Genomic DNA, 12,392 nt, shown 5'->3' on the forward strand with positions numbered 1-12,392 from the left:
TCCTGTCGCTTTAAGAGGGCAATATGACAAAGTATATTCCTAAGGCGACAATGTTGTTGCCTAGTGACATCGCGTTTGTTCTTGACTCTAGTAAGCCTGTATTGAGTAATGCCAGAAGTATGATCGCTGAATCTGGTATGGTGCCTCACTCCCACCCTCGTGGACAGCTATTGTGGGCGGTGGAAGGGGTATTGCGTGTTACTAGTGAACAGAATGTTTGGGTAGTACCTTCGACGCATTCTGTCTGGATTCCGGGCGGTGTTTCCCATCAAGTTAGCTGTGAAATAGCGGCCCGAACCTGCAACCTATATATCGACCCTTCGTTTCCGATCCGTCAAAATGAAAAACAAGGGGCCATGCTTAGCATGACTCCTCTAATGCGAGAAATCGTATTGCGTTTAACTCAATCGCCGCCGCTTATGCAGCAAGCAAGTTTGCAACGTTTAGGTTTAGTGGCGATTGATGAGCTCGATAATTTACAAGCAGTCGAGGCTAAGCTCCCTTCAGGAAATGATCCACGATTAGTTAAGCTGATCAGTTATATGGTTCAGCATCCAAATGAAACGCCTTCCCTTAAAACGCTGTCAAACATGGCGGGAGCCAGTGTCCGAACAGTAGAAAGGTTGTTTAAAGCGGAAACAGGCATGACGTTTCGTCAATGGCGAAGCCGCTTTAGGTTAATGAACTCGTTAGAGTTACTCAATAAAGGGGAGAGCAGCACCTTTGTAGCTTATTCACTGGGTTACAAAAGCGTGAGTAGTTTTGTAAAAGCGTTCCGCCAAGAGTTTGGAAGAACACCAAAGAGTTTTATTGGAAGCAATGTAACGCTAAATACTTCTCCAGATACTCGGGAGAAAAGTATTTAGCTTATTTTATGGCAAAATTCATGGCGATTTTTGTACAGAGTAGTGTATTTGAGAGAGCAACATGACCAAATATCCACGGCTCTATAACCTCATTTGCTAACAATAATGGCATACGATGATGATATTTTGCGCACTGTTCATTGGGTTTGGTGGTTAGGGTCACTAACTTGTCACCAAGGGCGATTCCGGCCATAAACAGTGGTTTTTGGTCTGCATCGGCAAATAAGAACTTCTGTTTGTTTGCTTTATCACCACTCCACTCGTACCAACCTGCTATAGGAACAACCACTCGGTTGGTGTGATATGCCGCTTTAAATGTCGGTTTTACTGCGACTGTTTCTGCTTGTGCATTAATGATTATGCGTTTTGCCCAGTCGGGCTTAATTCCCCAGTTAAGTTCCCGCTGAACCATAGCATTATTTGAAGCACCAATAACTGAAACATTTTCTGTCGGCCGAAGATCACTGTTGGCCACGCTGGCAAATGAGATGCCAATAGCGTCGCAGACAGCCTGAGAAAATGGATCATCAGTAATATTGAGTCTTCCGCACATAGTGGCCTCGACTAAAAAAAGATTATCTATCTGTGAAAACGTAGCTTGTAGGTGGCAATAAATCCAGATTTAGACCATATCCGTTAATTTAAAGGGCGCTATCAACACGCTGAGTGATCCTTTCTCTAAAAATCTCCCGTGTAACAAATCATTAACATATTTAGCTCGACTGTAAACTAATTCCTCTTTTTTCAATCTATTGATGGCATTCACTTTTCTTCTTAAATTATTTCTCTGTAACAATTATTTTACAAGTTGAATGATTCTCACTGTGATTATCCATTTTGCATCCATGCATTCCATTCTCACGACTTGTGAGCCAAATTTGATTAAGGATAAAAAACAGACAACACAAAACCAATAGATACAAGGAGAAAGTTCATGGTGGATACATACAACCCGCTTGGCACGGATGGATTCGAATTTGTTGAATACACGGCCGTCGACCACAAAGGAATTGAGCAACTTAAAGCGCTGTTTGTGTCACTTGGTTTTGCTGAGATTGCTAAGCATCGTTCAAAAGAGGCTTGGTTGTATCGACAAGGTGACATCAATTTTATCGTCAATGAACAACCACACAGCCAAGCTGAAGCGTTCGCTAAGGTTCATGGACCATCGGTTTGTGGAATGGCTTTTCGTGTTAACGACGCAACGGCTGCAATGGAGCAAGCATCTAACAGCGGTAGTGAAGAGTACAAAACAGAGATAGGGCCGATGGAACTGAGCATTCCTGCCATTTACGGTATCGGTGAAAGCCTGCTCTATTTTGTTGATCGTTATGGTAAGCAGAGCATCTATGACGTGGATTTTCGATTCTATGACGATGCTGAAGCACGTATGGCGAAAGCGAATGTTGGCCTTTATGAAATAGACCACCTTACGCACAACGTTAAGCAAGGCAACATGGATGTGTGGTCTGGCTTTTATGAACGTCTTGGCAACTTCCGTGAGATTCGCTATTTCGACATTGAAGGCAAATTGACGGGGCTTGTGAGCCGCGCCATGACGTCACCTTGTGGCAAGATCCGTATTCCAATCAATGAGTCTTCAGACGACAAATCACAAATCGAAGAGTTTATTCGTGAGTACAACGGAGAAGGCATTCAGCACATTGCATTAACAACAGATGACATCTACAAAACGGTGAAAACCCTGCGTGATCGCGGTATGGACTTTATGCCAACCCCAGATACTTACTACGAAAAAGTCGATCAGCGAGTCAAAGGCCACGATGAAGACACTGATCTGCTTCGCGACTTACGTGTTCTTATTGATGGTGCCCCGACCAAAGATGGCATCTTGTTACAGATTTTCACACAAACCGTTATCGGGCCGGTGTTCTTTGAAATTATTCAGCGAAAAGGCAATGAAGGTTTTGGTGAAGGTAATTTCAAGGCGTTGTTTGAATCGATTGAAGAGGACCAGATTCGTCGAGGAGTATTAGACGATGCATAAATGGATCTCATTTCCTCATCGGGAAGGGGTGTGCTCTAAACAGGCGCATGCCGATTTCCCCGAAGAGGCAATTTATGAAAGGGAAGCGGGGCGGAGCGGTTTCTTTGGCCCTGCGGCTCACTTTCATCACCAACATGCCCCAACTGGTTGGTCTGAGTGGGAGGGGGATTTACGCCCTCGCGCTTTTGATTTTACTTTGGTTGAGAAAGCGAGTCAGATAACGCCTTGGGCCGTGCCTCACCTTTTGCACAATGCGGACTGCAAAATTCGTGTGTGGCGCATGGATGAGAAGATGGAATTCTTGCTGCGTAATTCCGACGGGGATGAGCTGTTGTTTATTCACCAAGGCAGTGCCGATCTCTATTGTGATTATGGCCATTTAGAGGTGAATGAAGGGGATTATGTGATGATTCCGCGCTCGACTAATTGGCGCTTGGAGCCTAGCGAGCCAATGTTCATCTTGATGATCGAAAATACCGATGCGGCCTATTCCTTGCCAGAAAAAGGTATGGTCGGTAATCATGCGGTGTTTGATCCGGCTGTTCTTGATATCCCGTCAATCAATGATCAGTTTCGCGCTCAGTATTCAGAAAGTCAGACTCAGGTTCACGTGAAACGCCATGACAAAGTCAGCCTGATCACTTACCCGTTCAATCCGCTGGATGCCGTTGGTTGGCATGGTGACTTAGCAGTGGTGAAAGTGAACTGGCGGGACATTCGACCGCTAATGTCTCATCGCTATCATTTGCCACCTTCAGCACACACAACGTTTGTGGGCGCAGGATTTGTGGTGTGCACCTTTGTGCCCCGTCCAATCGAGAGCGATCCCGGTGCATTAAAAGTGCCGTTTTATCATAACAATGATGACTACGATGAAGTGCTGTTTTACCACGCAGGGGATTTCTTCAGCCGGGACAACATTGAAGCGGGCATGGTGACTTTTCATCCAGCTGGGTTTACCCATGGTCCTCATCCAAAAGCCTTCAAGGCAGGTCTGGCGCACAAGAAGAAGTTTACCGATGAAGTGGCGGTAATGATTGATACACGCCATGCGCTGCAGTTCTCTGATGAACTGGATAGCGTTGAGAACAAAGAATATGTCTATAGCTGGCAAACCACCAGTAGCCAAGATACGGAAAGCGATAAGAAATAAGGGAGCAGAATGAAATTAGCAACCAAGAAAAACGGTACTCGTGATGGTTTATTAATGGTCGTGAGCAAAGATTTAAAACAGTGCGTGGCGACAACCGACATTTTTCATGCGATGCACCTTGCCCCAACCTTGCAAGTGGCTTTGGATAACTGGGATAACGTGGCTTCTCAGTTAGAAGCGTTATACCTCTCATTAAATAGTGGTCAGGTAACAGACAGTGAAGTCTTTGATTCTCAGTCTTGTGAATCGCCTTTGCCACGCGCTTATCAATGGGCAGACGGCAGTGCGTATGTAAACCATGTTGAGTTGGTGCGTAAAGCGCGTGGGGCTGAAATACCAGAGAGCTTCTGGGTTGATCCATTAATGTATCAAGGTGGCTCAGATGCGTTTATAGGCCCTCGTGACAATATCGAGTTTGCCAACGACGAATGGGGCATCGACTTCGAGGGAGAAGTTGCAATTGTGACTGGTGACGTGCCGATGGGGGCGAGTGCCAAACAGGCGCAAGATTCCATTCGTTTGCTAATGTTAGTCAATGATGTCTCCTTGCGAGGCTTGATTCCGGCTGAGCTGGCAAAGGGTTTTGGTTTTTTCCAGTCCAAGCCCTCTTCGGCGTTTTCTCCGGTAGCGGTGACACCTGATGAGCTTGGTGAACAGTGGCGAGACAGTAAGGTGCATCTACCGTTGATATCCACCTACAACAACAAGCCTTTTGGTTGCCCAAATGCAGGAGTTGATATGACCTTCAGTTTTACGGATCTGGTTATGCATGCAGCGAAAACTCGTCCACTGTCGGCGGGTAGCATCATTGGCTCTGGTACGGTTTCGAATAAACAAGGCACTGACTACGGCACCTCAATTTCTGAAGGTGGTGTTGGGTATTCGTGCATTGCTGAGGTTCGCATGATTGAGACCATTCGAGATGGCAAACCTTCAACTCAGTTTATGTCGTTCGGTGACTCAATTCGCTTAGAGATGTTCGATGCGGCGGGTGACTCTATCTTTGGCGCGATTGAGCAAGAAGTGAGCCCGTACCGAGAGTGATAAGCACAGAGAGTGATAAGTACAGAGAGCTATAACTTACACAACAGAGTGGTGATGTGACGCCACTAAATAAAGAGCGTAAGCGAAGTGATGGCATGAATGAGATCAGTGTATGAATGAGAATAGAATACTCTATGGTTATTGGCGTTCGTCTGCGGCCTATCGAGTGCGTATTGGGTTGAATCTCAAGCAGCTTAGTTATCAGTCTAAATCGGTTCATTTACTGCGAAATGGCGGCGAGCAACATGACGCACCATTTCGTGAGCTGAACGCCAGTGAGTTAGTCCCCGTGCTGGTGGATGACGAGGTTCGGCTTAATCAGTCGTTAGTGATTCTTCAGTATTTAGATGAAAGCTACCCTAAAGCTTCACTGACACCAGAGCAGACGTCATTGCGTTACCAAGCTTTGGCAATGGCTCAGGATATTGCGATAGAAATTCATCCTCTCAACAACCTACGTGTGCTGCAGTATTTGGAAAAAGAATTATCGTGTGGACAAGAGGCGAAAATAGATTGGATTCACTATTGGGTTCACCAAGGGTTTCGGGCGTTAGAGGAAAAACTCCTCAAACACCGAAAAACCTACGGGGATTCACTTTATAGTCTGATGGATTCGCCATGCCTTGTAGATGTCTGCTTGGTGCCGCAGGTCTATAACGCACAGCGTTTTGCTGTTGATATGTCGCCTTATCCGTTGATTCACTCGATTGCAGAAGCGTGTAATCAGTTGCCAGCCTTTATTGATGCGATGCCAGAGAACCAAGCGGATGCAAACGTGCCGATGTAAATGCAAAGTTGCGAACAACTGACGTAAATTTAGTGAATAGTAAGATTAGAAAAATACGCGTCTAACACAATTATGTAAACAAAATGTTACAGAAAAGCCAACTTCGAAAAATGGCGCAAATTGGCGCTTATAAAGAGTGGAGATAGGCTTAAAGGGAAACATTCTTTAGGAGGTGAATAATGACTCAATATCATTCTAAGCCCGTGAGTCAAGAGGGGTGGGTTGAGTGGAGCCTCGAAGAAGATGCCATTTGGCACGACTTAGTGAAAAGGCAACAGAACGTCATCAAGCATCGCGCTTGCGATGCGTATTTGCATGGCTTGACCCTACTTGATCTGCCATTAGACAGGGTTCCGCAGCTCCCTGAGATAAATAAAGTGCTAAAGGAGACAACAGGTTGGCAGGTGCAGCCTGTTCCGGCATTGATCGATTTCGATCGTTTCTTTGATCTGCTCGCCAACAAGCGATTTCCGGTTGCGACTTTTCTGAGAACGCGAGACGAGTTTGATTATTTACAAGAACCAGATTTTTTTCATGAAATTTTTGGCCATTGTGCCATGTTGACCAATACCGATTTTGCGGCTTTTACTGAGCATTATGGAAAACTAGGGCAACTGGCCACAGCCAAGCAACGCGCTTATCTTGCCCGTTTGTATTGGTTTACGGTTGAGTTTGGCTTAGTCCAAGAGGGGCAGAAGCTGAAAATCTATGGCGGTGGCATTCTTTCGTCTCCGGCAGAAACCATTTATGCGCTGGAAGGGAGCGAGGCGATTCGTGACGAGTTTGATATACAAACTGTGTTAAGAACGCCTTATCGCATCGATATCATGCAGCCTAAATATTATGTGATCGAGGGGTTGTCCGAACTCTTTAAAATCAGTCAGATAAATCTATTACAGCAAGTTGATCTCGCGATGGAAGCGGGATTACTACCACCACTTTTTGAACCCAAGGAACCCGTACATGTTGAATGAACAAAAATGCCAAGCCTGCAGTATCGACGCCATTGCCCTCAATAAAGATGACCAACAATCATTATTACTGGAGTTGTCTGACTGGCAGATCATAGAACGAAACGGTATCCCGCAACTTGAAAAGGTGTATACGTTTAAGAACTTTAAGCTGGCGTGGGCGTTCAGCAATAAAGTGGCAGAGTTGGCAGAAGATGAGTTTCATCATCCTTCTATCTTATTGGAGTGGGGCAAAGTCACTGTGACATGGTGGAGCCACTCAATCAAAGGCCTGCACAAAAATGACTTTATCTGCGCCTCACGCTGCGATGTATTAGCGGTAAGCGAGTGATGGTTTAGCTTGAGTAGATCCAGTTGGTGTAGACGGTGTTATTACAGCTCAAGTTTTTGTACATCGAACATGAGGCAGATCAGATAGAACAATACGTCTTGTTGCAATTGATCTGCCTCTCTCAGCTCTGCATAACTAGAGAATATTTTTAGGTACGATTCGTCTTATTTTTACCCCTATTCGTTTGCTTAGTTTTGCTTAGTTTTGCTTCGCTATCAGCGTTGAAGTCGTCGCTAATTAACCATGCATTTTCGGGCTCCATTTCAGTTAGTATCGACGTTTTTACGTCTTTTGTAATACTTGCAGAATGAATAATGGTAAAGCTCTCAGTGTTAAGGTTGGCGCTGCGAGGGTCGAAATTATAGGTACCAATCACCGTGACATTATCGTCAATGGTCATTGTTTTTGCATGAAGACCAAAAATAGGAGTAGTCGGCAATCGCTTATACATATGCTCAGTCATCACTCTTTGACGCACTTGTGCATTGGGTTTGAACTCATAAATTGCTACACCGGTGTTAAGCAGGGCTTTTCTGTTTCTTTGATAGCCGCTAAATGCTTCTAAGTTATCGTTTGAGGCGAGGCTGTTGGTGAGTATTTTTATGGTTATTCCTTTGTTCACTAACTGGCTAAGAAACTGACGATCAGCTTTGGTTGTAATCAGGTAAGGGGTTTGAATGAGTATGCTTTTCGTAGCGCTTTCTGCCAGTTCGATAAGCTTGCTTCTGGTAATGCTTCCGCCACCTAAAAAAGTCTCCTGATCATTTTTACCCGGAATATCGTATATATACTCAACGTGATCCAAAAATAAAAACTTACCTTCATCCATTAAACGGCTAAAGGTATGGGGGACTTGTTCGATCTCTTTTTTGATGTCGGGATGAAAATTCTCAGGGTTACAGGAGTATGAGTGTAGCCTTGAAAAGTCTGGATTGCCTGAGTGTTGGGGGCCCAGAAGCGAGGTGTCATCCACCAGTTTCTCAATTGAAACACTAAGCTCGTTTTGCCAGTATTGCTCAAAAGAGGCTTTTACATTGTTAACCACTTTTCCGGCAAGAAAAACGTCTCGGTCTCTAAAGTTATAGGTGTGGTCAAAGCCGAAGTATTCATCTGCAATATTTCGTCCTCCAGTAATGGCGATTTGATCGTCAGCAATAAACACTTTGTTGTGCATTCTCTGATTAAAACCATGGAAATCCGTGGCAAGAGAGGTCATTTTCTCAACAATATTTTTGCCGATATTGGCATTGGGATTATAGATCTTAATGTCGATGTTCTGATGCGCGGCAAGCATGATCAGCTCATTGCCACGAGCTTCCAGCATGATGTCATCTATTATCACTCGCACTTTTACCCCTCGTTCCGCTGCTCTAACGAGGTAGTCGGTAGCAATCAATCCAATATTGTCGACCGAAAAAATGAAGTACTGAACATCAATCGACTTCTCTGCGCGCTCTGTTAGCCAAGCGCGAGACATCATAGCCTCGGCACCTTGCTCCAGTACATAGACACCGGTTTTGTTTTTCATCACTGCCTGATATGGGGCAAGATAGTGCGACAATGGGGAAGGTGTTTTTACCGGCAGATCGGCACAATAATCTTTATCCGATAACGGAACGCTGTCAGGTGCTGAATGACAACTGATGAGAGCAATAGACAGTAGACTAACGATGAATGGAATTAAGAGCGCTTTTTTCATGGTTCTCAACAAATACAATTATCTTGGCCGGATGGCTAAGGAATATACTGAATAGAAAGCCATTTGTCATTTTAGCTTATAAAACTTCACTTATAGCCATAGATTGAACCAAGTTTGGCTTGGGTTATCTATCTAACAATACAATGGGTTAAGAGGTGATTAGATGATGATATCCCTTTTACTATCAGTGAGTTATGAGTTTCCGACTAAGAGGTGAGCAAATGATGCTACAATAGCGCGCTGGGGGCTAGACCAAAAGCAAATAGTTTATTCAACAACTTAACTAATTCATCGTGTATGAAAATAGCTGGCTAGTCATTCTTTTTTCCAATATGGAGTTTTAATTCTATTCGTTAATTCGGGTACATTAACATCATAATTTATGAGTTATAGATCAAAAAAATACAGTATTGAATCTACAGATTATCAAGTTGGACAAGATAATATTAGCAAATGGGGCATGGATGTTCACAACATAGTTTTTACCGCTTCAGTTGGCCTATCTATTCTATTTATCGCAACACTGCTCGTCCTCTCACCATCAGAAGCCAAAGCCGCCATTGACACCGTTAAAGGCGCAGTTTTATCAAACTTCGACTTCCTCTTTATGTGGGGAGCCAACATTTTATTATTGCTTGCTATTGCTATCGCATTCTCACCATTGGGCAAAATCCGATTGGGGGGCGATGAAGCGACAGCCGACTATTCAACCATGTCCTGGATTGCCATGTTATTTGCCGCAGGTATGGGAATAGGGCTTATTTTTTGGGGCGTTGCAGAACCGACGGCATTCTTTACCGATTGGTATGGCACGCCATTAAACGCGGAGGCTTACACCGCCGAAGGCCGCGAAGTCGCATTGGGTGCAACGGTTTTCCACTGGGGACTGCACGCTTGGGCCATTTATGGCATGACGGCGCTCTGTTTGGCTTATTTTGTGTATAACAAAGGGCTACCGCTATCGATGCGTTCGGTATTCTATCCACTATTGGGTGACCGAGTTTGGGGAAGAATCGGCGACGTTATTGATGTACTCACCGTGCTGGTAACGTTATTTGGCCTAGCAACCTCATTAGGGTTAGGTGGCTCTCAGGCGGCGAGTGGCATTAGCCATGTGTTTGGCTTTGAGAACAGCTTGTATCTTCAGCAGTTTATTATCTTAATCATCATGGGGCTGGCTATTATTTCCGTCATCCGTGGTATGGATGGTGGTGTAAAGGCGTTGAGTAATCTCAACATGATTATTGCTTTTGTGTTCCTTGGTTTTATGACGGTGCTGAACTTCACGACCGTTCTTGATTCGGTAGCAACTTCGGTTGTTGGCTATGTCAAAAATATTCTACCGCTAAGTCAAACCACCGGGCGTGAAGATACAACATGGCTACACGGTTGGACGGTATTCTATTGGGCATGGTGGGTAGCGTATGCTCCATTCTTTGGAATGTTTGTGGCGCGTATCTCTAAAGGCCGTACCGTTCGTGAGTTTCTTGTTTGTGTAATGATTATTCCTACTATGGTCACGACGGCTTGGATGTCGGTGTTCGGCGGTATTGCCATTGAACAAATTATCGATAAAGTCGGCCTATTAGGTGCAGAACAAGGCATATCCGATGTATCGCTAAGCCTGTTTTATATGCTAGATGCTTACCCAATTGGTAATATTCTTTCTGTTATTGCGGTTGCACTGATCATCGTGTTCTTTGTTACCACATTAGACTCAGGCTCGATCGTGATTGATAGCATGACAGCGGGTGGCAAGTTAGAAGTGCCGTTAAAGCAGAAAGTGGTGTGGGCTGTTATTTCAGGTGCTATTGCAATGGTCATGTTGTGGATTGGTGGTACTCAGTCTATACAGGCTTTACAGTCCATTACTATTATTGCCGCCATGCCGTTTACCATTATATTACTGCTGGGCGCAGTCAGTTTGATCAAAGGATTGTTAACAGAAGTTGATAATCCAGAAGTGGCGACAGAGCTAAGCAAATAAAACGAGCGCTTGTTTAATATTTGCGTTTAAACCAAGCGTAGTTAAATAAGTTAGAAAGCCTGATAAGGAAACTTGTCAGGCTTTTTTGTTGGTCAGAATAAATCCACATAACGTTAGTTAGGGTGCTAATTATTTGGTGCAACTCTTGCTTTTTATGATGGTAAAGCAAACTAAGTAGAAACATTCCGATTTCATTATTTAAGGCATGGTCACTACTAATATCTGCGGCTACTGCACTGATAATAAAGTCTTTTAAATTTTGATTGTACTGATGACAGCAAGTCTATATTGATAAGCGAAGCTGATTACTGCGTATGCGATTAGTTTAATTGTGGCTGATAATTAATGGGAGTGAGTAGTATTGGGAAGGTGTATGTGAAATTTCCATACAGTGTTCATCGTTTGTTCTGTCTCTTTTGTTTTCGAATATTTCGAATATTGACTTTCTTTCCAATATTTCGGATACTTTGATGGTATACAGATTTGCTTACGAAATAGAGAGAAATATGATGAATACTGCTACAAAACTCCCAAGTGGCGAAGAAATAGCACTGGCGAAGCTTGGTAGCCAAGAGTTGTCAGCGGTTATGGAAACTAATGGTGGAGCTCAAAGGATCAATGTTATCGATAAATCTGGTAAGACTCATGAAGTCACTATTCCAGCAAGTGCATTAAACATGATGATTGAGGTGCTTACGCAATTAGGTCAGGGAAACTCTGTTAGTATTACACCTATCCATGCAGAACTCACAACGCAAGAAGGCGCTGACATGCTAAATATGTCTCGTCCTACATTTATTAAGCTTCTTGATTCTAAAGAGATCCCGTTTAGTCGAACTGGCAACCGTAGAAAAGTGGCCTATGCCGATCTTATTGAATACAAAAATCGTCTAGAAGAGATCAGGCTCGCGACCCTTGATGAGCTATCTGCCTTAGATCAAGAAATGGGGATGGGATATTAATGTCATCATACACGGTAATTTTAGACGCATGTATTATGTATCCAGCCCCACTGCGCAGTTACCTAATGTATTTATCTAACACAGGAATATACAGAGCGCGATGGACTGAACAAATACATGATGAATGGATTCGAAATTTTCTCCAGAACAATCCAGATACAGATCCTACTCGGCTGGAAAGAATCAAGCAGTTGATGAACGCTCATGTTCCGGATTGTTTGGTGGAAGGTTATGAACCATTGATTGATGGGTTAAAATTACCAGACGTAGATGATAGACATGTTGTTGCCGCTGCTATTAAAGGACAAGCAGAGTCTATAATCACATTTAATCTTAGAGACTTCCCGTTAAAGGAGCTTGAACCGCTAGGTCTGACTGCAATACATCCAGACGAGTTCTTATGTGACATGTTTGAGCTAGATAGCAGCGCTTGCGTTAAGGCTGCTCAACAACAACGAAGTTCATTAAAACGACCACCAATGAACCAAGATGAGTTTTTAGCCTGCTTACAAAAACAGAGGCTGCCGAGTTTTGTCTCTAAATTAAAGAGCTTTAAACTGATGCTTTAATAGAAATCACTTACA

The 12,392-nt window shown here is 43.8% G+C and carries 12 protein-coding genes; 10 read left to right on the plus strand and 2 right to left on the minus strand.

What is annotated here, in order from left to right; all coding sequences use genetic code 11:
• The first annotated feature begins 23 nt into the window (after positions 1 to 23).
• Positions 24 to 866, plus strand: coding sequence for a helix-turn-helix transcriptional regulator (locus F0227_RS02260; RefSeq protein WP_171751537.1), 843 nt, complete (start codon positions 24 to 26; stop codon positions 864 to 866).
• A 1-nt stretch (position 867) separates the two neighbouring features.
• On the opposite strand, the gene F0227_RS02265 is transcribed toward F0227_RS02260, so the two are convergent.
• A complete protein-coding gene (locus F0227_RS02265) occupies positions 868 to 1,419 on the minus strand; it encodes an SOS response-associated peptidase family protein (protein ID WP_171751538.1) in 552 nt (183 codons plus the stop codon).
• 381 nt (positions 1,420 to 1,800) lie between these two features.
• Between F0227_RS02265 and hppD the strand changes: the two genes are divergently transcribed.
• From hppD to F0227_RS02295, 6 genes are all read left to right on the plus strand, one after another.
• The gene (hppD, locus tag F0227_RS02270; RefSeq protein ID WP_171751539.1) at positions 1,801 to 2,874 is read left to right on the plus strand and encodes a 4-hydroxyphenylpyruvate dioxygenase; all 1,074 of its coding nucleotides are present in this window, start codon (positions 1,801 to 1,803) and stop codon (positions 2,872 to 2,874) included.
• A complete protein-coding gene (locus F0227_RS02275) occupies positions 2,867 to 4,027 on the plus strand; it encodes a homogentisate 1,2-dioxygenase (RefSeq protein ID WP_171751540.1) in 1,161 nt (386 codons plus the stop codon). The genes hppD and F0227_RS02275 overlap by 8 nt, the downstream gene beginning before the upstream one ends.
• A gap of 9 nt (positions 4,028 to 4,036) precedes the next feature.
• Positions 4,037 to 5,071, plus strand: a complete 1,035-nt coding sequence (locus F0227_RS02280) for a fumarylacetoacetate hydrolase family protein (RefSeq protein ID WP_171751541.1) — start codon at positions 4,037 to 4,039, stop codon at positions 5,069 to 5,071.
• A 112-nt stretch (positions 5,072 to 5,183) separates the two neighbouring features.
• A complete protein-coding gene (gene maiA / locus F0227_RS02285) occupies positions 5,184 to 5,858 on the plus strand; it encodes a maleylacetoacetate isomerase (RefSeq protein ID WP_171751542.1) in 675 nt (224 codons plus the stop codon).
• A gap of 179 nt (positions 5,859 to 6,037) precedes the next feature.
• The gene (phhA, locus tag F0227_RS02290; RefSeq protein WP_171751543.1) at positions 6,038 to 6,832 is read left to right on the plus strand and encodes a phenylalanine 4-monooxygenase; all 795 of its coding nucleotides are present in this window, start codon (positions 6,038 to 6,040) and stop codon (positions 6,830 to 6,832) included.
• Positions 6,822 to 7,160, plus strand: coding sequence for a 4a-hydroxytetrahydrobiopterin dehydratase (locus tag F0227_RS02295; protein WP_171751544.1), 339 nt, complete (start codon positions 6,822 to 6,824; stop codon positions 7,158 to 7,160). The genes phhA and F0227_RS02295 overlap by 11 nt, the downstream gene beginning before the upstream one ends.
• 148 nt (positions 7,161 to 7,308) lie before the next feature.
• Here the strand turns inward: F0227_RS02295 and F0227_RS02300 are convergent, their stop codons facing one another.
• A complete protein-coding gene (locus tag F0227_RS02300) occupies positions 7,309 to 8,859 on the minus strand; it encodes a phospholipase D family protein (protein ID WP_253822009.1) in 1,551 nt (516 codons plus the stop codon).
• A 382-nt stretch (positions 8,860 to 9,241) separates the two neighbouring features.
• Here F0227_RS02300 and F0227_RS02305 point away from each other — a divergent pair, with 382 nt between their 5' ends.
• From F0227_RS02305 to F0227_RS02315, 3 genes are all read left to right on the plus strand, one after another.
• Complete coding sequence (locus tag F0227_RS02305; protein WP_171751545.1) at positions 9,242 to 10,846, plus strand: BCCT family transporter; 1,605 nt, start codon at positions 9,242 to 9,244, stop codon at positions 10,844 to 10,846.
• A gap of 506 nt (positions 10,847 to 11,352) precedes the next feature.
• Positions 11,353 to 11,808 (plus strand): helix-turn-helix domain-containing protein, encoded by a 456-nt coding sequence (locus tag F0227_RS02310; protein ID WP_253822010.1) that lies wholly within the window; start codon positions 11,353 to 11,355, stop codon positions 11,806 to 11,808.
• Complete coding sequence (locus F0227_RS02315) at positions 11,808 to 12,377, plus strand: PIN domain-containing protein (RefSeq protein WP_171751546.1); 570 nt, start codon at positions 11,808 to 11,810, stop codon at positions 12,375 to 12,377. The genes F0227_RS02310 and F0227_RS02315 overlap by 1 nt, the downstream gene beginning before the upstream one ends.
• Positions 12,378 to 12,392: the final 15 nt, after the last annotated feature.

It is taken from the genome of Vibrio sp. 99-8-1 (assembly GCF_013114595.1).
GTDB lineage: Bacteria > Pseudomonadota > Gammaproteobacteria > Enterobacterales > Vibrionaceae > Vibrio.